The following is a 22,224-nucleotide window of genomic DNA, read 5'->3' on the forward strand; positions in this document are numbered from 1 at the left end:
GGCGAGCTGGCCGAGGGGCAGCGCTGGGCCGCCCTGGCCGTGGAGCTGGGCCCGCAGGAGGTGGCCCGGCGGGCGGCGCGGCTGCGGGACGCGCTGCGCGAGGAGCTGTCCGCGTGACCTGGGCGAACGGCCTCGCCGAGGGGTCGCGCGCAATGGATTTGCCTCACCGGGCAGGTCTCGCGTAGTGTCATATTCATCGACGCGGGGTGGAGCAGCTCGGTAGCTCGCTGGGCTCATAACCCAGAGGTCGCAGGTTCAAATCCTGTCCCCGCTACTGAAGGCCGAGGGCCGGAATCCAGAGATGGACTCCGGCCCTCGGTCGTTGTGCGTGCGCTTCCGTGCGGGCATGGGTGCGCCGCCCCCCGAAGGGAGCGGCGACGGTGTGGTCAGGCGCCCGCGCAGTCCGGGCACAGTCCCCGGTACGTCACCTCGACGTCCGAGACCGCGAAGCCGAAGCGCTCGGCGTCGGGGAGGTCGGCCAGCGGGTCGCCGGTCGGGTGCACGTCGCGGATCGCGCCGCAGCGGGCGCAGACCAGGTGGTGGTGCGGGCGGTGCGCGTTGGGGTCGTACCGCTTGGCGCGGCGGTCCGTGGAGACCTCCAGGACCTCGCCGAGGGAGACCAGCTCGCCCAGCGTGTTGTAGACGGTCGCGCGGGAGATCTCCGGCAGCCTGGTCACCGCGCGCGCGTGGACCTCGTCGGCGGTCAGATGGACGTGCTCTCCGTCGAGAACCTCGGCCACGACGCGGCGCTGCGCGGTCATGCGCCAGCCGCGTCCACGCAGCCGTTCCAGAAGGTCACTCATGGCAGCCAGCGTAACAGTCACCAGGTCGGATCCCGAACATGTGTGATTTTGGAACGCGAATCGTATTGGACACGATCCAATGTGGACGCGGGTGCGCGAGGCGGGTTCCGGGCCGGGGTTCAGAGGGCCGGTTCGGGCTCCCGGGCCGGGGCCCAGCAGCGGATGATGTCGCGGACCGAGACGATGCCGACGGGCTGGCCGCCGTCCAGGACGACCAGGTGCCGGAAGCCCCCGTGCGTCATGGCGCGGGCCGCCTCCCGCAGCGTCCAGGTCGGGGCGGCGAAGACGACGGCGGTGGTGGTGGCGTGCGCCTGGACGGTCTCCGTGTCGGGGTTCTGGCCGAGGCCGACGGAGTTCAGGATGTCGCGCTCGGTGAGGATGCCCGTGCCGCCCCCGGCGTCGGGGTCCAGGACCACGGCGGCGCCGACATGGCGCGCGGACATCAGGGCGGCTGCCTGGCGGAGGGTGTGGGTGGGGCCGACGGTGAGGACCACCGTGCTCATGGCGTCGCGGACGAGCATGGGATGGAGCCACCTCCTCGGAACCCGGGCGCGAGGCGCGGATTCACGAATTCACAAGTGGGGTCGCTTCCCAGACTGCCAGGTAAAGAGGTGGTCAACAAGGGGGCGCGTGCGGCCGTCCGCGGGCGCGCGGGGCACACCCGGCCGGATCAGTCGCGCTGGTTGAGATACCCCAGCAGCTCCTCGTGCAGCGGGCCGTTGGAGGCCGCCGCGTTGCCGCTGTGCGGGCCCGGCCTGCCGTCCAGGCCGGTGAAGGTGCCGCCCGCCTCGGTGACGATGACCGCGGTGGCGGCCATGTCCCACAGGGACAGCTCCGGCTCCGCGCAGATGTCGACGGCACCCTCGGCCACCATCATGTAGGGCCAGAAATCGCCGTACGCGCGCGTGCGCCACACCGCGCGGGTCAGGTCCAGGAAGCCGTTCAGCCGGCCCTGGTCCTCCCAGCCGGTCAGCGAGGAGTACGCGAAGGAGGCGTCCGCGAGCCGTTCCACGCCGGAGACGTGGATACGGGAGGCGGAGGTCAGGCTGCGCCCGGTGAAGGCGCCGTGCCCCTCGGCGGCCCACCAGCGGCGCCCGAGCGCGGGGGCCGAGACCAGGCCGACGACCGGCCGGAAGCCGCCCTCGCCCGCCTCCATGAGCGAGATCAGCGTCGCCCACACAGGGACGCCGCGTACGTAGTTCTTGGTGCCGTCGATCGGGTCGATCACCCAGCGGCGCGGCCCGGTGCCCTCGACGCCGTACTCCTCGCCGAGCACCGCGTCGCGCGGGCGGGCCCGCTGGAGCTGGCCGCGCACGACCTCCTCCGCCGCCTTGTCGGCCTCGCTCACCGGCGTCATGTCCGGCTTCGTCTCCACCTTCAGGTCGAGTGCCTTGAAGCGGGCCATGGTCGCGGCGTCGGCCGCGTCCGCTAGAACGTGGGCGAGGCGCAGGTCGTCGAGATAGTCCGGCATGTGACGAACGGTATCGGCCGGGGGCTCCACCGGGCCACACGGGGGGCCGAGCGGGTGTGCGGATCGCCGGGGGCGTGCGCAACGGCGCGCTGTCCGAAGCGCGCCCCCTGGGGCCTCCCGACCCCTTGACAGTGCCCCGGCGCGCGTCAAACCTGGGCGCAGAGTCGCTCGCCCCCAGGGAGACGATGATGCCCGCAGCCCGGGAATCGCTGCTGGACGCCGCGTTCACCGCACTCACCCGCAGGCCGTGGTCCGCGGTGCGCATGGTCGACGTCGCCGCGTCCGCCGGGGTGTCCCGGCAGACCCTGTACAACGAGTTCGGCAGCAAGGACGGCCTGGCCAGGGCGCTGGTCCGGCGCGAGGCCGACGGCTATCTCGCCGGGGTGGAGCGGGCGCTCGCCGCGCACGCCGGACCCCACGAGCGGCTCACCGCCACCGCCGAGTGGACGGCCTCCGCCGCCCGGGAGAACGCGCTGGTACGGGCCATGCTCACCGGCTGCTGGAGCGAGCGGCTGCCCGCGCCGGTCCTGTCCGGGGTGCCGTCCACCTCCGCCGTCCCGGCCCAGCGCCGGGCGGACGGCCCGCTGCCCTCGCCCGGCGACCTCCTGCGCATCGTGCGGGACCGGGCGGTCACGGCGCTGTCCGCGCCCGGCGCCGCCCCCGCCGAGGTGGCCGAACTCGCCTTCTCCTGCGAGCTGGTGGCCCGCATCGCGCTCTCCTGCGCGGCGGTCCCGCCGGGAACCGGCGGCATGGCGGGCCTGATCGGCGGTGTCCTGCGCGGCCGTCAGCCGTGAGCCGCTTACCGGCCGTACCCGTGAACTGCCCGTTGCCGTAAGCCGGTTGACGGCGGACCTAGTGCGCCGAGCCCGAGAGCTGGAGGCCGATCACCCCGGCGACGACCAGACAGATCGAGACGATCTTCAGGGTGGACACCAGGTCGCCCAGGAAGACCATGCCGTAGATCGCGGTGCCCGCCGCACCGATGCCGGTCCACACGGCGTAGGCGGGGCCCACGTCCAGCTTCTTCAGGGAGAGGGTCAGCAGTCCGAAGCTGCCCAGCGCGAACGCGGCGAAGGCGATCGTCGGCCAGAGCCGGGTGAACCCGTGCGAGAGCTTCAGACACACGGCGAAGCCGGTCTCCAGAAGCCCGGCGACGATGACCAGCAGCCACGCCATGTGCTGTCCTCCCGTAGGTCCGGATCTCCGGCTCGGTGCGATTATGCACTTACCGACCCCGGACCCCGGCAAACCACACGAGGCTCAGTCGCCTTCCCGGCGCTCCCTCGTCGACAGCAGCCTGCGCAGCGAATACAGCCGCGCCGGGTCCGCGTGCCCCTCGGCCACCCACGCGTCCAGCGCGCAGTCCGGCTCGTCGTGACTGCACGCGCGCGGACAGCCCTCGGTGCCCGGCTCCAGGTCCGGGAAGGCGTTGATCACGCGCGAGGGGTCGATGTGCGCCAGCCCGAAGGACCGCACGCCCGGGGTGTCCACGACCCAGCCCCGGCCGTCCCCGAGCGGCAGCGCGAGCGCGGAGGTCGTGGTGTGACGGCCGCGCCCGGTCACCGCGTTGACGTGGCCCGTCGTACGCTGCCGGTCCTCCGGGACCAGCGCGTTGACCAGGGTCGTCTTGCCGACGCCGGAGTGGCCGACGAACGCGGTGATACGGCCGTCCAGATGCTCGCGCACCAGGTCCGCCGCGGCCCCGCTCGCCAGCTCCTCGCGGCTGGTGACCACGTAGGGGATGTCCAGGTCGCCGTACAGCTCCAGGAACTTGTCAGGCGAGGCCAGGTCCGACTTGGTCATCACCAGGAGCGGCTCCAGGCCGCCGTCGAACGCGGCGACCAGACAGCGGTCGATCAGCCGGGGGCGGGGCTCGGGGTCCGCGAGGGCGGTGACGATGGCGAGCTGGTCGGCGTTGGCCACCACCACGCGCTCGTAGGGGTCGTCGTCGTCGGCGGTGCGGCGCAGCACCGAGCCGCGCTCCTCGATGCGGACGATCCGCGCGAGGGTGTCCTTCGTGCCGGACAGATCACCGACGATCGCGACCCGGTCGCCCACCACGGCGGCCTTGCGGCCCAGCTCGCGGGCCTTCATCGCCGTGATGGTCCGGCCGTCGACCAGACAGGTCAGCCGGCCCCGGTCCACGGTGAGGACCATGCCCTCGGCCGCGTCCTCGTGCTTGGGGCGGATATGGGTCCGCGGGCGGTTGCCCTTGCGGTTGGGACGGGACCGGATGTCGTCCTCGTCGGTGTGCTTGCCGTAGCGGCGCATGGTTCCAGTCCGCCCGTCAGTTCCCGAGCATCCCGGCCCACAGTTCGGGGAAGTCGGGCAGGGTCTTCGCGGTCGTCGCCACGTTCTCGATCGTCACGTCCTTCACCGCCAGACCGATGACCGCGCCGGCCGTGGCCATGCGGTGGTCCTCGTAGGTGTGGAAGACGCCGCCGTGCAACGGGCGGGGGCGGATGTGCAGACCGTCCGCCGTCTCCGTGACATCGCCGCCGAGCTCGTTGATCTCCTTGGTGAGCGCGGCCAGCCGGTCCGTCTCGTGCAGCCGCAGATGGGCCACGCCCCGCAGGGTCGAGGGGGAGTCGGCCAGCGCGGCGACCGCGGCGATGCCGGGGGTCAGCTCGCCGACGTCACCCAGGTCCACGTCGATACCGTGGATCGCGCCCGAGCCGGTGAACACCAGGCCGTACTCGGTGAGTTCGCAGGAACCGCCCATTTCGGTGAAGATCTCCCGCAGCCGGTCACCCGGCTGGGTGGTGCGCTCGGGCCAGTCCGGGATCAGCACCTTGCCGCCGGTGATCAGCGCGGCGGCCAGGAACGGCTGGGCGTTGGACAGGTCCGGCTCGATCGTCAGGTCCCGGCCGAGCAGTGCGCCCGGCGTCACCCGCCACACGTTCGGCTCGCCGCCCGACTCCGGGGTGTCCACCTGGGCGCCGACCGCGCGCAGCATGTCGACGGTCATGCGGATGTGGGGCATGGAGGGCAGGGTCGCGCCGGTGTGGCGGACCTCGACGCCCTGGTTGAAGCGGGGTGCGGACAGCAGCAGCGCGGAGACGAACTGCGAGGACGAGGACGCGTCGACCGACACCGGACCGCCGTCCAGCGCCCCGACACCGTGCACGGTCAGCGGCAGCGCGCCCCGGCCGTCGTCGTCGATCCGGGCGCCGAGCGTGCGCAGCGCGTCGATCACGCCGTGCAGCGGACGCTCGTACGAACGGGGGTCGCCGTCGAAGCGGACCGGGCCGTCGGCCAGCGCGGCCACCGGCGGCAGGAAGCGCATCACGGTCCCCGCGTTGCCCACGTCGACCGTCGCGCCGCCGCGCAGCCCGGTGGGCAGCACCCGCCAGGCCTCCCCGGAACCGTCCGGGCCGACCCCCTCCTCGATCTCCACACCCATGGCCCGCAGCGCCCCGGCCATCAGCAGCGTGTCGCGCGACCGCAGCGGCCTGCGCAGCCACCCCGGCTCCGAGGCGAGAGCGGCGAGCACGAGAGCACGGTTGGTGACCGACTTGGACCCGGGCACATGAACCGTCGCGTCGACGGGTCCGGTCGCGTGCGGGGCGGGCCAGAGGGCGGGGATTTCGGGCATGGGCCCACTCTATAAGGCGGCCCCTGCCCGAGCGCCCGCCGTACGGGCCCGCGTCCACGGGGTGGACGGGGTACGGCGGGCGCTCGGGCGGGGGCGGCCCTCACCGCTGCCCCAGCAGCCACCCCCCGCCCCCGATGAGGGAGCACAGCGACACCGCGTGGAAGAGGAACAGCCACAGCGCCGCCGGGACGTGGGTGAGCCGCGAGAGCTGGTCGGCGTCCGAGTCGCCCGCCTCGCCGTGGCGGCGCTTGGTCTGGAGCTCGAACGGGGGCCTGACACCGCCGAGGAGGAGGAACCAGACGACGGCGTAGGCGAAGGCCGCCTGGACCTGGGAGTCCGCCAGCCAGGAGACCAGCAGGAAGGTGCCGCCGGTCAGGACCACGGTGAGGACGCCGTAGGCGTTGCGGATCATCACCAGCATCGCCAGGAGCAGCGCCGTCGCCACCCACAGGAGCAGGGTGATACGGCCGTCCGCGAGCAGGGCGGCGCCGCCGAGGCCCAGCAGGGAGGGCGCGGTGTAACCGGCGGCGGCCGTGAGGATCATGCCCAGGCCGTGCGGCTTGCCCCGGCTGAGGGTGAGGCCGCTGGTGTCGGAGTGCAGCCGTATCCCGGTCAGCTGTCGGCCGGTGACCAGCGCGATCAGCCCGTGGCCGCCCTCGTGCGCGATGGTGACGGCATTGCGGGAGACCCGCCACAGCGGCTGCGGCACCACCGCGACGAGCGCGGCGGCCAGCGTGGCCACGACCACCCAGAGGTCCGGTCCTGGCTGGGTGCCGATGAGCCGGTCCCAGAGGCCGGCGGCGGTACTGCTGTCCATGGCTGCGGGTGGCTCCCTGTCGTCGCTGTCGTCGTACGTGCGGTGGTGCGTGCGGGGTGGTACGTGCGGTGCTATGTGAGACGCCGACGCGACAGCGATCGTTCCGGACGTCGAACACGCAGCTCACGACGGTACGGCCGGGAGCGGCCCGGGCGCCTCAGAACCCCGGGGTGGGGAGGAGGGGCGGCCACCACGGGGGAACGCCGCTCGGGCACCCGTACGTGGGGCCGCTCCAGAAGAGCGAGAGGGCGCACCAGGCGATGACGAGAAGCGTCACCGCGAGCGCGACGGCGTGGGGGAGCGGGCGGCTGCCGAGCAGCGCCCCCACTGCCACCCAGCCCGTGACCAGGACGGCCCACAGACCCGGGATGAAGAGGAAGAGCAGGAAGGTGCTGTTGGCCGCGTTGTTCACTCCCCCGTCGCAGGCACTCAATCCCCTGCCCAGCAGCATGGCCGTGAGCGCGGCGAGAGCCAGCCCGACCACGACGCCGAGACAGCCGTGCAGCCGTCGGTTCTCCATACGTCCCTTCCCTTGTCGTCGGCTCGGTAGCACACCTCGGCCGCGCGGTTCGTCACTGTATACATCCGCTCAGCGAGTGCTGACCGGCGAGAACGGGCCCGGCCCCGGACGTCCGGAGCCGGGCCCGTCCTCTGATTACTTCCTCTTCACCTGGTCCGATCCCTTCGCGTACATCTGACCGATCGTGTCGATCAGCGCGGTGTGGAACTGCTGCCTGGTCAGGTTGAGGCCGTGCTGATCGAAGAGGTCGATTCCGGCCTGCATCGTCATGTGGTCTCCGGCGTCGTCCTTCCCGACGAGGATGGGGTCGGAGATGGTGGCCCCTTGGATGAGCGTCTTGGAGTCGAAGCCGGCGGCCCGGCCGACGTAGCCGTAGTGGACGTTCGACCACATGTCGTAGAAGACCTTGTAGTCGGTGCCCGGAACGTCGATGAAGTAGCCCTTCTTGGACAGGTTGAACTTCTTGTCCAGCTTGGGCTTGTGGTCCCATTCGCAGATCTTGGGGCAGACCTTGGCGCCCCACATCGACAGGGCTGCGAGCATGTCCTTCCCTTGATCGCGTCCGGTCAGCCCGTCGTACCATGCCCCCGGTCGCAGCAGCCCTTGGATCGCCTTGACGTCGTCGGACCGTGCGTTGTGCGTCAGTTCGTCGTACATGTAGCTCTCCATCTCGGAGAACAGGTCCTCCCCCTTCTTCAGGTCGGGCTTGGGCTCGGGGCCCTTTTTGTAAGTGACCTTGTGAGAGATCTTTCCGCCGTCGTTCTTGACGGTGATGGTGAGGACCCCGCTGACGGGGATGAAGCCGCCGAGGTGCACGGGCACCGTGTAGGTCTGGGTGGAGTGGTAGACCCAGGAACCGTTCGCGCCGGGGGTCATGTAGGAACGGTAGGTTCCGCCCTTGCCGTCGCTGCACCCGTTCTCGCAGTCCGTGATCGGGCGCTCGCCGCTCGGGTCGGACTTGGTGACGGGGGTGTTGTTGGCGTAGGCGTAGCCGTTGAGGGACTCGTGGTCGTCGGGGGCGATGACGGGGTCCACGGAGAGGAAGCGTCCGGTGGCCGGGTCGTACTCGCGGGCGTCGACGTGGGTCAGGCCGGTGCCGGGGTCGGCGGTCTTGCCGAGGAAGCCCTTGTCGTCGGGCCAGGTGGACGGCGCCGCACCGCGGGCTTCACCGAAGGGCTTCGTGTAGCGACGGGTGACGGCCTGGGTGGTGGCGTCGACGGCCATCGAGGACGTTCCGTGGCGGTCGTCGACCATCCAGCTCAGGCCGGACTCGGTGCGCACCGCCGTGACGTCACCGGCCGCGTAGTGGCGCTGGGCGGTGAACTTCTTGGTGGCGTTGTCGTAGTGGAGTTCCTGACCGGCCAGGTAGAGGACGGTCGTGCCCTGGTCGCGGCGGATCAGGAGATCGCCGTTGGCGTCGTAGAGGTAGTCGGTGGTCTTGGCGCCTTCGGTGAGGCGGGTGAGCTCTCCTTCGATGTCCCAGGTGAGGCTCTGCGCGGTGCCCGTGGGGCCGTAGCGCCTGGTGGTGTTGCCGTGCTCGTCGTACGTGAGGTTCTTGGCGGTGCCGCCGTCGACGGTCAGTGAGGTCAGGGTGTGGGGCTGGCCGGTGCCGGACGTGTTGACGGCGGGGTAGCCGTAGACGGTCCTGGTGTCAGCGGCGGCCTTGTGCTCGGTCTGGGTGTCGCGCAGGCCCCCGGGCTTGTAGGTCCAGCTGGTCCAGTACGGAGCCGGGCCGCCGAGGGCGGATGCCGACCGGGCGGTGGCACAGTCGTTGGAGGACGGCGTCCAGGCGTCGGTCAGGCGGCGGTAGCCGTCGTAGGCGAAGCACTGGGTGTCCTTGCCGTTCGCCTTGTCGGTGACCGACTTGACGTTGCCGCTGACGTCGTAGACGTAGTCGACGTCGCTGGTGTACCCGGCGTTGGTCTGGTCGACCGTGTGGGTGTTGGCGAGACGGCGGGTGCCGTCCTCGTAGCGGTTGAGAACCTGGAACTGCTTGGCCCCGGTGGAGGTGCCGAGGCGGGTCTCCTCGATCTCGCCGTACGGGGAGTAGCCGATGTTCTGGACGTAGTTCGTCATACCGTCGGTGCCGGTGAGCATGCCGAGGTCGTTGTAGGTGTTGGCGACGGTCTCGGCGGGCAGGCCGGCCACCGCGGGCATGGAAGTGGACTGCACGGTGCCGTCGATGTTGTAGACCGTGGACTGGGTGAACGTCTGCGGTGCTCCGGCCACGACCAGGGGGTCGCTGGCGGCGATGACCGTCTTGGTTCCCTTGGTGCGGCCGAGGGCGTCGTAGCCCGTGACGGCCTGCGAGTAGATCTTGCCGGTGGTGCCGCCGACGTACCGGATCGCGGCGGTCTGCTGTCCCTTGGCGAGGGAGTCGTAGGTGAACTTGGTCAGCTGGTGCGCGTTGTCCTGCACACCGTCCCACGTGCCGGTCTTGCGGCCGAGCTCGTCGTAGTCGGTGATCAGGGTGCGCGAGACGCCGTTGAGGGTGGTGGTCACCGTCACCGGCTGGTCCGCGTCGTTGTACGTCGTGTCGGTACGGCCCTTGTCGGGGTCGATCGCGTACTCCTGCCGGCCGCGCAGGTCGTAGCCGTACGACCACACCGCCCCGTCCGGGCCCGTCAACGTGCTGATCTGGCCGCCGGGGGTGTACGTGAAGAGCGTGCGGGTGTAGTCGTCACCACTCGGGACGGGACCGGCGTACTCGCGGCGCTCGGTGACGCGGCCCCGGGTGTCGGTGAAGGTCAGCGTGCCGGTGCCGCCCGCGGCGGCCGTGACCGCGGTGCGGTCGCCCTGGTCATCGGCCCTGGTCCGCCACTTCTCCTGGTCGTAGACCCGGAAGATCGACGCGGTGGCGCGCCCGGCGGCGTCGAAGACCGTCTCGGTGGAGGCGGGGACGGAGCCGGGGAAGGTGTTGGCCAGCGTGCCCGAGGGCGCGTTGGCGTCGTGGACCTGCTCGTTCTTGAGGTAGGCGAGGCCACGGTCGTCGTAGAGCGTCTCGGAGATCACCCGGCCGCCGTTCGGCGCGGGGACCTGCTTCTGCCGGGACCGCAGTATGCCGTCGAAGATCTCGTACGAGCTGTTGTAGGTCTTGCCGTCGGTCTTGAGGGCGTCGGTGCGGACCCAGGTCTCCTTGTCGTTGTTGACGCTGTACGCGTAGACGATGCTGGCCGCGTCGTCGAGCGAGCGGGCGCGGTCCGGCTTCCAGACCGACCGCAGACGGCCGAGCGCGTCCAGGGCCCACTCGGTGACGTTGCCGTTGGCGTCGGTGGTCTTGGTGGCCGTGCCCCAGGCGGGGTCGACCTCGCTGGTGGTGGTGTACAGCTTGGGGTCGGTGGTCGTCTTCGACGTCAGCGGGCCGTACCCGGTGTCATCGGGCACGTAGGAGGTTCTGACCGTGCGGTTCAGGGCGTTCGTCGCGGTGAGCGCTCGGCCCAGCTTGTCGTAGGTGGAGGAGGAGACCTTCTGGTAGACGGGCGTCTTGTCGGTCTCGTAGCGCGCCACCCGGTAGGAGGCGGTGGGGTCGCCCTTGGTGGGCGCCACGCCGACGGCCTGCTGGTCGTAGGCCGTGGTGACGTCGGAGACCACGTCCCCGGGGACCGAGGGAGTGCTCGTGCAGCCGACGCTGTAGACCTCGACGTGGGAGGCGAGGGAGACCAGCCAGTCCGAGGTGTTGCGGGCGTAGCTCTTGCGCGTGCAGGTCTCGTCGCCGCTCTTGGCGGCGTCGCCGCTGTCCTCCAGGGTGAGCGGCATGCCGTACGTGGTGTCGTACGTGGTCTTCTGCCGGACGGTACGGGAGCCGCCGGGGGTGGTGGTGCGGGTGCTCACCTCGCCGGGCTGGACGATCCACGCCTCGGTGGTGCCCCAGTCGTAGGCATGCGTGCCGGTCCGGTGCGACCAGGGGGTGTTGATGGTGCCGCTGACTTCCGCGGCGTCGTTGTAGACGATGGTCTCGCGGACGAAACCGGCGTACTGGCGGGAGTCGTCGACGGCGGTGCCGGTGGAGTCGGTGACCTTCTCCACCCGGGCGGTTCCGTCGAGTTCCTTCTCGCCGTTCAGGCCCCGCATGTAGAGCGTGGACTTCTTGGAGCGCGGGCCCTCGGAGTTGCCGGAGGTCTCCACGACCTTGCCGTAGCCGCGCCACTGCGACCAGGTGCGGTTGGACGCCTTGGTCAGGCCCTCGTCGTCGGCGTAGGCCCAGCCCGCGCCGCCCTGGTAGTCGTAGTACCTCTCGCCCGTAGCGCCGTGGCCGTAGGGGTCGTCCTGGAAGACGGAGGTGACCACGTACTTGTGGAACCAGTCGGTGACCGGGGTCGCGCCGGACTGGGACCACTTGACCGGGAAGCAGCGGCGGGTGTTCTTGTCGATGTTCGCCGGCATGCTCGAGCCCCAGACGCAGTCGGGGTCGGAGTAGTTGGCGGTGAGGGTCGAGCCGGTCTCGGACTTGATGGTGCGCACTCGCCACTTGATGTAGCGCAGGGTGTCCGGGCCGCTGCCCTCGACGTGGTTGGACAGCTGGATGCCGCCGAAGGTGACCGGCGGCATGGCGGCGGCGGTGGTGTTGGCCTTGCCGGTGTTCTGGATGGACTTCAGCCACAGGCTCGGCGAGGAGGCGTCACCGGTGTCGGGGAAGTTCTGGTCCAAGTGCCAGGTGTCCACGTCCCGTTGCGTGGTGCCGCTGCCGGTCCAGACGGAGGTGGTGATGTCCGTGAGGCGCTTGCGGGTGAAGAAGGCCGGGCCGATCTGGGTGGTGCACTTGGTGCCCGAGGCGCAGATCATGTCGAAGGGCACATCGGGCCAGTTGGCCTTGGTGTCCTTGGTGAGGCTGTCACAGCCGCCGGAGGTGACGCAGCGTTCCGCGTAGGTGAAGCGGACCTGCTGGGAGGCCGGCTTGGTGTAGAGCAGGTCGGAGCGCAGGCCGTAGTCGATGCGGGTGAGGTAGCCGCCGCGGGTGTAGGCGGTGCCGTTGACCGTGGTGTCGGCGGCCTTGGAGTAGTAGTTGGTCTCCTTGCCGTACCAGTACGTGGAGGCGTTGCCGTGGGTGTCCACGACGTAGTCCAGGTTCCAGCGCCACGCCTGGTTGCAGGAGGAGTCGGCGAAACCGGTCGACTTGTAGCAGGGCTCGCCGGAGTCGTCGCCGAACACCGGTACGGTCCACACCGAGTTGGTGACCGGGTCGTCGTCGGCGGTGTCCGTGGTGCCCTTGTCGCTCCAGCCGGGCAGGCGGTGCTTGCCGAAGAAGTACTGGACGCCGTCGGGGCCGGTGACCTTCCAGTACTCCGTGTTGTCGTCACCGTTGCCGGTCGCGCCGGTGAGGTGCTCGACGCGCGTGCCGTCCTCGTTCTTCAGCTTCCACGAGCCGCCCGACGCCTGGGAGAGCGCGGCGGTGTCACAGGCCGCCTTGTCGGCACAGGGGTTGACGAGCTCCACGGCCTTGCCGTTGAGGACGAGGGTGGCGTTGCCGTACTTCCAGCACAGGTCGCCCTTGCCGTTCTGGCCGTCGTCCTTGCAGGAGCCGTAGCTGCGCTCGACGTAGGACTCGGTCATCGAGAAGCCCTCGCCGATGACCGAGGTCTGGTTGTTCTCCCCGGCCGTACGGCCGTCCACCGAGGCGGAGTCGTAGGAGATCGCCAGGTTCGGGGCCGGTCCCGCGGTCGCCGGGGGAACCCGCAGCGGATAGCTCCAGGTGAAGTCGCCCGTGTTGCCGCCGGCCTCCCAGGTCGCGGTCGGGGACAGCGGGGTGGCGCTGTAGTCGCCGCCACCGCCACTCCCCGAACCGTCCGTCGCCGCTGCCAGCAGCATCGGCGTGCGTGTGGAGACGGTGCCCGTGAGGGCCTGGGACGCGGTGTCGTTGTCGGCGCCCGGCACCGGGGTCTGGGTGCGGCAGGACTTCTTCTCCGGCGTGGTCAGCGCACACGCCGGAAGCGTCACGAGGTGCAGCCGGGCCCCGAAGTTGCCGCCGTAGACATCCTTGAAGGAGGCGTAGCTCAGCGAGACATGGAGCTTGTCGGAGGCGGAAGTGCCCTTGGGCGACGTGGCCTTGGACGGTGTGACGGACAGCAGTACGCCGCTGACGCCCGCCTTCTGGGCGGCCGACCGGGACTGGACACCGAGCGCCACCCGCTCGGCAGGGCCCGCGGCGATCTTGCGTTGCGCGGACTTGGCCGTGGACGCCGGGGCCAGCTTCACGCCCAGCCCGCCGACGGTGACGGACGCGTTGCCGGCCGCAGGGACGTCGACGGTGGCCTTGCCGGCTGTCGGCCAGGCGGCCCGCTTCAGTCGCTCACGCGTCCGCGGGACAGCCGGGGCGGCCTTGTCCGCGGGCGCCTTGGACGTGCCCGGCCTGAGCACGCCCACCTTGTCGATCTTCGCGTCGGGCCGGTGTTCCAGCTTGCGGGCCGTCGCCGCCTGGGCCTGCGCGGTGAAGTCGAAGCCCGAGGGCACGACCACTTGTGGCAGCAGGGAGAGGGAGAGAACGAGTCCGCCACGACCGAGCCAGCGGCGTACGACCGCCCCTGGCACGCGTCTGCGGAAGGGTGATGAAGACACGGTGATATCCCGGTTGTCGGAGAAGGAGAAAAACGGGGACGAGGGACGAGGGAAGAAGACGAGAGGGAGAAAGAGACAGGGGCGGGGCGGGACGGGGAACCAGCCCGTCCCGCCCCGCCCCTCGCCGCTACCGCTGCTCGGCGTTGCGCCGGTTGGCGATCATGTCGGTGGACGTGGCACCGGCCCAGACGCGGACGTTGTCGATGGACCCGGGGAAGTAGCGCGCGGCGGCGCCGTTGATCTTCGCCCGGCCGATCTCGAACGCCCCGCCGCCCTGCCAGGGGGCCGGGTACGACACACCCTCGTCGTCGCCCATCAGCGCGCTGTCGACGTACAGCTTGAGCGCGCCGAGCTTGGAGGTGTCGACGTCGTCGGCCGCCGCCTGGGCGTCGTGGACGACCGTCAGCATGACCGGCACGCCCAGCTGGGCCGTGGTGAACGCGGTGGACGCGTTCGTGGTCCAGACCGCGCCGGTGCCGTCCTTGTCGGGGCGGCCGAAGGTCCAGCGGCCCTGGGTGCTGCCGGCCGGCTGCTCGTACCAGACACCCCAGGAGGACTGGCTGGTGCCCGACTGGCCGAACACCTGCACCGCGTACGACTTGGTGGTGTCGGTGAACTTGGCCGGGTTCAGCGTGACCCAGGCGGTCGCGGTGAACGAGCCGGTGTCGTCGACGAACGGTCCGGTGGCGGTGGCGTACGCGCTGGTGCCGTTCAGGGTCATCGTCTGCGTGGTCGTGACCTCTTCGCCGATGTCCGGGTCACCGGTGCTGACCTGGGTGAGCGTCGCCCCGTTCAGGGTGAGGTTCCGGCCGAAGCCGCTGGTGTCCTTGACCGTGGTGCCGGTGGCGTTCGCCATGTCGGTGGCGTCCCACTTGGCGACGAGCGCCGGGACCGGGTCGCCGGCGGTGCCGTCGCTCAGGTCCTCGTCCTCCAGCCAGGCGTCATGGGTGACCTCGGTGTCCGCGAGGGCGCGGGACCAGACCTTCACCTCGTCGATGGTTCCGGCGAAGTTCTCCCTGCCGCCGCCGTCGTACCACAGCCGCCCGATCTGGAGGCTTCCGGAAGCCTTCCACGGGGTGGTGAACGCCACCGGGGCGCCCTGCGGGACACCGTTGACGTAGAGCTGGATCGTCTGGTTCGCCGCGTCGTAGACGCCTGCCAGATGGGTCCAGGTGTTCAGGACCGGCGGCTTGGTACCGAACGAACGGGTGATCACGGGATCGACGGTGTCCGTCTGATGGCGATTGAACAGCCAGGCATTGGAGTAACTCGAGTAGTACAGCTGGAACCCGGAGGCGTTCGTTCCGGCCTGGGACAGGACGGTGTAATTGACGTCCTTCCTCGTCAGCCGTGCCCAGGCCGAGACGGTGAAGGACTTGGTGGTGTCCAGGACCGCGCCGGAGGTGGACAGGTAGGCCGTGGTGCCGTTGAACTTCGCCGCGCCGGGGCCGCTGCGGGCCAGGGTGTCCCAGGTGGCCCCCGTGCTGGTCAGCGGGTGCTGGGTCGCGGTGGTGGCGTCGGTGAGGGCGTTGTCCAGGTGCCAGATGCCCGAGGGCAGTTCGGCACCCTTGACCAGGAAGCTGTAGTAGCCGGTGAGCGAGCTGTGGCCGGCCGCGTCGTAGCCCCAGACCTGGACGGTGTTCTCACCGGCCTGGTTCGGAGTGATCGACAGGGTGGTGGCCGCGCCCGTCGCCACGGTGATCGGCGCGGAGACCGAGCCGCTGTTCAGCTTCCACTTGTAGCTGACGACGTCGGACTGGATGCCCGGCGTGGTGGTGTTGGTGTCGCCCGGGGTGAAGGTGAACCTGCCGGGGGTGCCCACGCCGCCCGCGGCCGGGTCGGTCTCGGCCGGCTTGTAGACGCCGTCCGCGCTGCTCACGACCGGTGGCGGCGGCGAGTCGGTGTCGATCCGGAAGTAGCACCAGGACGACCACGCCGAGTCCAGGACGCCGGTCGCGCCCCGGTCCGTCTTGTAGTAGGCCTGCGTCTTGACCCGCATCCGGTAGTTCGTCTGCGCCGGCAGCGCGCTGCTGGAGGCGTCACGGACGGCGTTGTCGGCGACCCAGGCGCCGTCCGGCGAGGCCGCGTACCAGCTACGGCTGGAGCCGTCCGCCTTCCACACCTCGAACAGGGCGCGCAGCTGCGCGTTGGAACCGTCCACCGACTGCACCGTGGCCAGCATCTTCGGCGTGGTGTCGCTGGTGGCGAAGGGCAGCGTGGAGGCGTTGCAGGACCGCCCGGTGGTGCCCTGCTGCACGCCGTACGACGTCGGCTTGTCCGGGTAGGAGATGTAGGTCACCGACAGCTTCGCGTCGTCGCGGAAGCGGGCCCAGGCGGCGGCGTCGGACTCGTCGTGCGCCGTCAGCGAGAAGGTGATCTGCGCTTCCTTGTTCGTGGCGTAGGAGGCGAGGGTCGTCGTCAGGTTCTCGTTGGTCTCCTCGTCCACGTTGTCGCTGAAGCGCACCCAGTTCGCGGGCTGGGACGGGCTGCACAGGGATCCCCGCCCGTAGGCCACGTACCGGTCGCCCATCAGGTCCACGCCGGTGGGACGGGACGACCAGGTGGTGCTGGAGGAGATGCCCTTGTCCACACGGCTCAGGTCGTACCAGTGCGGATCACACGTGAACGTCCACACCTGGTACACCTCCATCGTGGCGTCGAGGACCTTCTTGCCGTGGATCGACGACAACGGGTACTCGAAATACATGCGCTGGGTGTACGGGGAGTTGGAGCAGAGGTAGCCCGCGTAGTTGGAGCAGCGGCCGACGCCCTTGTCCCCGTCGAACTCCCAGTACTTGGTGCCGTTGGAGGCCAGCGCCGTCCAGTCGCCGAGGGTGATGCCCTTGGTCGGCGGGTCGATGTACAGCGGGAAGACGGTGTCCTCGCCGTGCAGGAGCGCGGGATCAGGCGTGATCTCAAGTGCCGTACCGGTGATGCTCAGCGGCAGTTCGGCCGTCGCGTCACCGCTGCCGGGCCCCTCCGAGGGCGCCGGTTCACCCCCGGCGGCGGGGAGCGGCGTGGTGTCCGTCGCCTCCGGCTCGCCCTCGGCCGTCGTCCCGGTGGCGGCGGCGGTGCGGACGAGTTGAGTGCCGAGGCCCGCCGTGGTGGTGGCCGCGGTGTCACCGGCGGAGTCCCACATGCGCCCCGCCGGGCTCTCGAAGACCGGGGTGCCGTCGCCGTCACGGGCGACGAAGCCGCCGTCGGCCGTCCGGGCGACGTCCAGGCCGCCGCCGGAGACGGTCATCCTGATCGTCGCGAGCGCCGGATTCCTGGCCGCCTCCGCGTTCTTGACCACGAGCACCGAGGTGTAGCCGGAACTCTGCGCGGTCAGCTTCAGGTCCACGTCCGGGAGAACCCCGGCGTAGGTGGCGGTGCTGCCGTCGAGCCGGGGCTCGGGAAGCGCGCTGGGCCAGCCGAGCCGCAGCTTGTGTCCTTCGTCCCCCAGCGTGACCAGCGCGTCCCCGCTGCCGCCGCCCGAGAAGGCGAGGTCCACCGTGGCGTTCCGGGCCCGCACGGAGCCGTCGGCGTCCCGCACGAGGGTGGTGTCGATGGCGGCCCAGCTGCCGTCGTCCTCCCGGGCGCGGACCGGAGCCGCGTTCATCTCCTGGGTGAAGGTGCCGTCCGGGTTGGCGAACACCTGGGACGACTCCGTGGTCCGCACGTCCACGGCCACCCGCTCGCCGGTCTTCGCCGCGAGTGCGCTCGCCCGCGACTCGGCGGTGCTGTCCGCCGCTGCCGAGGAGGCGCCGTCATCGGCGAGTGCGGGAGTGGCCCCCATTCCGAGCGCCGGGACTGTACCCGCCAGGAGCATGACAATCAAGGCTCCGCATTGCATGGCCCGACGCCGGCCGTGCCGCCATTCGCGCGTCAATTTCCCCCACCGATCTCTTAAGATTTTCTCACCAAAGTGTGGGGATTATGCGTTGATCTTGAGTGCGGGTCAATGGTCCTGTTCACTGCGTTGACCTCGCCCTGTCGTGGCGGGAACGCTCTGGACGCGGTTTGTTGAGAGCCGCCAAGAGGGCGGCAAGAGGGCGGAGGGACAGTCGCAGATGTGCGGACGGTACGCGTCGAGTCGTAGGCCCGAGGATCTCGCCGGGATCTTCGAGATACAGAAGTGGGACGCCGAGGAAACCCTCGCGCCGGACTACAACGTGGCCCCGACCAAGGAGGTCTACGCCGTCCTGGACCGTCCCCTCAAGGACGCGGACGACCGGCGTCCGGTCCGGCAGCTGCGCAGGCTGAAGTGGGGGCTGGTGCCGTCCTGGGCGAAGACCCCGGAGGGGGCCGCTCGGATGATCAACGCCCGCGCGGAGACCGTGCACGAGAAGCCCGCCTACCGCCGTGCCTTCGCCGCCCGGCGCTGCATCCTGCCCGCCGACGGCTACTACGAGTGGGTCACCGGCGACAAGGAGCGCGAGCTGGAGGTCGAGGGGAAGAAGAAGCGGCCCCGCAAGCAGCCGTACTTCGTGCTGCCCGCCGACGGTTCGGTGTTCGCCATGGCCGGGCTGTACGAGTTCTGGCGTGACGCCACCCTGCCCGCCGACGACCCCCGCGCCTGGTGGGCGACCTGCTCGGTGATCACCACGGAGGCCGAGCAGAGCCCCCTCGCGGTCGCCCCTGCCGAGGGGCCGCACGCGCTCGCCGACATCCATCCCCGGATGCCGCTGATGCTCACCCCGGACCGCTGGGACGCCTGGCTCGACCCCGCCCGCACCGACCCCGACGAACTGCGCGGCCTGCTCGCTCCGCCCCCCGAGGGCCTGATGCGCGCCTACCCGGTCCCCACCGCCGTCAGCAACGTCCGCAACAACGGCCCGGAACTGCTGAAGGAGCTGGAGGGGCCCGAGGAGGGCACACTCTTCTGATGTGATCGAGATCGTCGAGACCGACATCGGAACAGCCCGCCTCACCTGGCACCGCGCGGAGGACGCGCGGTTCGTCCTGGCCCTGAGTCACGGCGCGGGCGGAGGCATCGAGGCCCGGGACATCCAGGCGCTGGCCCGGGTGCTCCCGCAGCACGGGGTGACCGTGGTCCTGGTCGAGCAGCCCTGGCGGGTCGCGGGCAGGAAGGTCGCCCCCGCCCCGAAGACCCTGGACGCGGGCTGGCGCGGCATCTGGCCCGCGCTGACCGGGATGGGGCTGCCGGTGATCGCCGGTGGGCGCAGCGCCGGGGCCCGCGTCGCCTGCCGCACCGCCACGGAGCTGGGCGCCCGCGCCGTCCTCGCCCTGAGCTTCCCGCTGCATCCTCCGGGCAAGCCCGAGAAGTCCCGTGTGGACGAACTGCTCGGCGCCGGGGTGCCCACCCTCGTCGTCCAGGGCGGCAACGACCCCTTCGGCCGACCCGAGGAGTTCCCCGGGTCCTTCGAGTCCTCCGGGGCTCCCGATTCCCCCGGGTCCTCCCAGGGTGGATTCGAGCTGGTCCAGGTCCCGGGCGCCGATCACGGTCTCGCCGTGCCGAAGCGCTCCCCGCTCACCCAGGAAGAGGCCCTGAAGGTCGTCACAGACGGTGTCGTGCGGTGGGTCGTGTCACTCGGGTGACGCCCGGGAATGCCCGGCGGCACACCGCTGTTGTGGCGGACAGAAGCGCTGGAGCGCCGGGACCGAGACCGTCGCAGGAGAGGAAACCGCATGGGTTCGACCGCATGTCCCAGCCGTAGCAGCAGCCGTGCTGACCTGGACTGGACGGTGCTGCACGCGGCAAAGGCCGCTCCCGTTCGAGCGGCGGCGGGCACGGGTCGTGTTCTATCCTCCGAATCGAGTGGGACCGGCTTCGGTCCTGCCCGGGAACTTGAGGAGGTGGGTCCGGTCACTGGGACCGACGCGGGTGCCGACAACGGCCAGGCGGAGCTGCCCGAGGGCCAGGGCGTGAGCGCGGGGGCGGGCGAGACGCGCCCCGAGACCGGCACGGAGCGCAACGCGCGCTTCGAGCGGGACGCGCTCGAATACCTCGACCAGATGTACTCGGCCGCGCTGCGCATGACGCGCAACCCGGCCGACGCCGAGGACCTGGTGCAGGAGACGTACGCCAAGGCGTACGCGTCCTTCCACCAGTTCCGCGAGGGCACGAACCTCAAGGCGTGGCTCTACCGGATTCTCACCAACACCTTCATCAACTCGTACCGCAAGAAGCAGCGCGAACCCCAGCGCAGCGCGGCCGAGGAGATCGAGGACTGGCAGCTCGCGCGCGCCGAGTCGCACATGTCGACGGGGCTGCGCTCGGCCGAGTCGCAGGCGCTCGACCATCTGCCGGACTCGGACGTGAAGGCAGCGCTTCAGGCGATCCCCGAGGAGTTCCGCATCGCCGTCTATCTCGCGGACGTAGAAGGCTTTGCGTACAAGGAGATCGCGGACATCATGGGGACACCCATCGGTACGGTGATGTCCCGGCTGCACCGGGGCCGCCGTCAACTGCGCGGCATGTTGGAGGACTACGCCCGTGACCGCGGGCTGGTCGCGGCCGGCGCCGGGGAGTCGAACGAAGCGAAAGGCTCGGGCTCATGAGCTGCGGAGAGCCGCACGAGACGGACTGCGGTGAGGTCCTCGACCATCTGTACGAGTTCCTCGACAGTGAGATGCCGGACGTCGACCGCGACAAGTTCCGGCACCACTTCGAGGAATGCTCGCCCTGCCTCGAGAAGTACGGCCTGGAGCAGGCCGTGAAGAAGCTCGTCAAGCGGTGCTGCGGACACGACGACGTCCCCGCCGATCTGCGCGCCAAGGTCATGGGGCGGATCGAGCTGATCCGCTCCGGCCAGGCCGTCCCGGAGCACGACGTGACCGCCGTGGCCCGCGAGAGCTGACCCTCGCGCGAACGTGAAGCTGATGCCCGCGAGGGCGTGAGACGCGCCGGATTTCACCCTGCTTTCACCCGAACGTGCTAATCCTCGGCTCGTAAGCCCCAGGCCCCCGGCCACCGTCCTAGGCTCCCCAGCCAGGACAGGCATGGTCGGGGAGGGCGCATGGAGGCGGTTCCGGCGAGAGCGCGGGCCTGTGTGGTCTGCGCCGCCCTTCTCGCCCTGCTCTGCGTCCTGCCGCTGACCGACAGCCCGCTGACCGACGCCCCGCTCACCGGCGGCTCGTTCACCGCGACGTTCACGTCCTGGCGGGCGCCTCTCCTGCTCGCGGCCCTCTACGCGCTCTGCGACCAGATCGTGCGCCGCCGCTTCGGCGGCACCTTCTACCCCGTGCTGCTCGCCGCGGCCTTCCTGCTCACCCCGGCCGCCGCCGCGCTCGTCCCGCTGCCCGCCGCCCTGCTCTCCCCGGCCGAGCACCCGTCCGCCCCGGCGCGGCGCGCCTGGCGGGCCGCGCGCTCCTCGCTCGCCGTATGGGCCGCCGCGACGACACACCGCGCGCTCGGCGGTGCCGACGCCGTCGCCCACCCCGCCTTCCCGCAGGTCCTGCTGCCCGCCGGGGCCGCCGTCCTCGCCTTCTGCCTGGTACTCACCGTCCTCGACGGCGCGATGCTCGCCGCGGTCACGGCGGCACCCGCCTGGGGCCGGGGCGCCCTGCGCCGCACCTGGCGGGGACCGTTCACCCACTCCCTCGCCCCGGTCGCCGTGCACGGTCTTGCCGGACTGATGACGGCCGTCCTCTGGAAGAGCCCCTACGGCCCCGTCGCCGCGCTTCTCGTCCTGCTGCCGATGGGCGTCTCCTGCTGGGTGTTCGCCCAGTACCACCGCGAGCGCACCGCCCACCAGGCCACCATCCGCGCCCTCGTGCAGGCCGTCGACATCAAGGACGGCTACACCCGCGGCCACAGCGAGCGCGTCGGCCAGGCCTCCGTGATGATCGCCCGCGAGCTGGGCATGGACGACGACCGCGTGGAGGTCCTCCGCTTCGCCGGCATCCTGCACGACGTCGGCAAGCTCGGCGTCCCCACCCGGCTGCTGCGCAAGGACGGCCCGCTCACCCCCGAGGAGCGCCGGATCATCGAACTGCATCCCGAGTACGGCCACGAGATGGTGCGCGGCATCTCCTTCCTCGGCGAGGCCCGCGCCGCGATCCTGCACCACCACGAACGGCTCGACGGCACCGGCTACCCCTACGGCCTCGCGGGCGTCCAGATCCCCGAGTGCGCCCGGGTCGTCGCCGTCGCCGACGCCTTCGACGCGATGACCTCCACCCGCTCCTACCGCCGGGCGCGCCCCGTCGCCGTCGCCGTCGCGGAGCTGGAGCGGTGCGCGGGGGCCCAGTTCGACCCCCGCATGGTGAGCGCGCTCGCCGCCGCCCTGAACCGCCACGGCTGGAGCCCCGCCGTCACCTCCGACGAACCGGCCCGCGCCTCCGGCGACCCCGCCGTCACCTCCGACGACCTCGCCCGCACCCCCGACGAACCGGCCCGCCCGCAGCCGCCGAGCCAGCGCACGCACTACCGCACGGGGGCGCACCGATGACGGCGGATCCCGCGATGACGGCGGATCCCGCGATGACGGCGGATCCCGCGAAGACGGCGAACCCTGCGAA

General features: G+C 70.9%; 16 protein-coding genes and 1 tRNA gene. 7 read left to right on the top strand and 10 right to left on the bottom strand.

Annotation, left to right across the window (positions count from 1 at the left end):
* The first annotated feature begins 200 nt into the window (after window positions 1–200).
* Window positions 201–274: transfer RNA gene (locus GTW40_RS19415), tRNA-Met, on the top strand.
* Window positions 275–386: 112 nt separating this feature from the next.
* On the opposite strand, the gene GTW40_RS19420 is transcribed toward GTW40_RS19415, so the two are convergent.
* From GTW40_RS19420 to hisN, 3 genes are all read right to left on the bottom strand, one after another.
* Window positions 387–803 (bottom strand): Fur family transcriptional regulator, encoded by a 417-nt coding sequence (locus tag GTW40_RS19420; protein WP_161181470.1) that lies wholly within the window; start codon window positions 801–803, stop codon window positions 387–389.
* Window positions 804–922: 119 nt separating this feature from the next.
* Window positions 923–1,324 carry a CBS domain-containing protein gene (locus tag GTW40_RS19425; protein ID WP_161181471.1) on the bottom strand — a complete coding sequence of 134 codons (402 nt, stop codon included), beginning with the start codon at window positions 1,322–1,324 and terminating at the stop codon, window positions 923–925.
* A gap of 149 nt (window positions 1,325–1,473) precedes the next feature.
* Window positions 1,474–2,274: a histidinol-phosphatase gene (gene hisN / locus GTW40_RS19430; RefSeq protein WP_161181472.1), complete on the bottom strand. Its 801-nt coding sequence runs from the start codon at window positions 2,272–2,274 to the stop codon at window positions 1,474–1,476.
* Window positions 2,275–2,459: 185 nt separating this feature from the next.
* Here hisN and GTW40_RS19435 point away from each other — a divergent pair, with 185 nt between their 5' ends.
* A complete protein-coding gene (locus GTW40_RS19435) occupies window positions 2,460–3,068 on the top strand; it encodes a TetR/AcrR family transcriptional regulator (protein WP_161181473.1) in 609 nt (202 codons plus the stop codon).
* 58 nt (window positions 3,069–3,126) lie between these two features.
* Here the strand turns inward: GTW40_RS19435 and GTW40_RS19440 are convergent, their stop codons facing one another.
* The 7 genes from GTW40_RS19440 to GTW40_RS19470 form a co-directional block, all read right to left on the bottom strand.
* Window positions 3,127–3,450 carry a multidrug efflux SMR transporter gene (locus tag GTW40_RS19440; RefSeq protein ID WP_161181474.1) on the bottom strand — a complete coding sequence of 108 codons (324 nt, stop codon included), beginning with the start codon at window positions 3,448–3,450 and terminating at the stop codon, window positions 3,127–3,129.
* An 84-nt stretch (window positions 3,451–3,534) separates the two neighbouring features.
* Window positions 3,535–4,545, bottom strand: a complete 1,011-nt coding sequence (rsgA, locus tag GTW40_RS19445; RefSeq protein ID WP_161181475.1) for a ribosome small subunit-dependent GTPase A — start codon at window positions 4,543–4,545, stop codon at window positions 3,535–3,537.
* A gap of 16 nt (window positions 4,546–4,561) precedes the next feature.
* Window positions 4,562–5,869, bottom strand: coding sequence for a 3-phosphoshikimate 1-carboxyvinyltransferase (aroA, locus tag GTW40_RS19450; protein WP_161181476.1), 1,308 nt, complete (start codon window positions 5,867–5,869; stop codon window positions 4,562–4,564).
* A 100-nt stretch (window positions 5,870–5,969) separates the two neighbouring features.
* Complete coding sequence (locus GTW40_RS19455; RefSeq protein ID WP_161181477.1) at window positions 5,970–6,686, bottom strand: M50 family metallopeptidase; 717 nt, start codon at window positions 6,684–6,686, stop codon at window positions 5,970–5,972.
* 157 nt (window positions 6,687–6,843) lie between these two features.
* A complete protein-coding gene (locus tag GTW40_RS19460; RefSeq protein ID WP_161181478.1) occupies window positions 6,844–7,206 on the bottom strand; it encodes a hypothetical protein in 363 nt (120 codons plus the stop codon).
* Between the two features lie 135 nt (window positions 7,207–7,341).
* Window positions 7,342–13,758, bottom strand: coding sequence for a polymorphic toxin type 44 domain-containing protein (locus tag GTW40_RS19465; protein ID WP_161181479.1), 6,417 nt, complete (start codon window positions 13,756–13,758; stop codon window positions 7,342–7,344).
* Between the two features lie 127 nt (window positions 13,759–13,885).
* Window positions 13,886–17,536: a LamG domain-containing protein gene (locus tag GTW40_RS19470; protein ID WP_161181480.1), complete on the bottom strand. Its 3,651-nt coding sequence runs from the start codon at window positions 17,534–17,536 to the stop codon at window positions 13,886–13,888.
* 274 nt (window positions 17,537–17,810) lie between these two features.
* On the opposite strand from GTW40_RS19470, the gene GTW40_RS19475 reads away from it, so the two are divergent.
* From GTW40_RS19475 to GTW40_RS19495, 5 genes are all read left to right on the top strand, one after another.
* Window positions 17,811–18,626, top strand: a complete 816-nt coding sequence (locus GTW40_RS19475; RefSeq protein ID WP_161181481.1) for an SOS response-associated peptidase — start codon at window positions 17,811–17,813, stop codon at window positions 18,624–18,626.
* 1 nt (window position 18,627) lies between these two features.
* Complete coding sequence (locus tag GTW40_RS19480; RefSeq protein ID WP_161181482.1) at window positions 18,628–19,299, top strand: alpha/beta family hydrolase; 672 nt, start codon at window positions 18,628–18,630, stop codon at window positions 19,297–19,299.
* Between the two features lie 258 nt (window positions 19,300–19,557).
* Window positions 19,558–20,262 carry a sigma-70 family RNA polymerase sigma factor gene (locus tag GTW40_RS19485; RefSeq protein ID WP_343245741.1) on the top strand — a complete coding sequence of 235 codons (705 nt, stop codon included), beginning with the start codon at window positions 19,558–19,560 and terminating at the stop codon, window positions 20,260–20,262.
* Window positions 20,259–20,561 (top strand): mycothiol system anti-sigma-R factor, encoded by a 303-nt coding sequence (gene rsrA / locus GTW40_RS19490; RefSeq protein ID WP_161181484.1) that lies wholly within the window; start codon window positions 20,259–20,261, stop codon window positions 20,559–20,561. The genes GTW40_RS19485 and rsrA overlap by 4 nt, the downstream gene beginning before the upstream one ends.
* Window positions 20,562–20,720: 159 nt before the next feature.
* On the top strand, window positions 20,721–22,154 hold the full coding sequence (locus GTW40_RS19495; protein ID WP_161181485.1) for an HD-GYP domain-containing protein: 1,434 nt from the start codon (window positions 20,721–20,723) through the stop codon (window positions 22,152–22,154).
* The last annotated feature ends 70 nt before the right edge of the window (window positions 22,155–22,224 follow it).

Source organism: Streptomyces sp. SID4985 (genome assembly GCF_009863025.1).
Classification (GTDB): Bacteria; Actinomycetota; Actinomycetes; order Streptomycetales; family Streptomycetaceae; genus Streptomyces.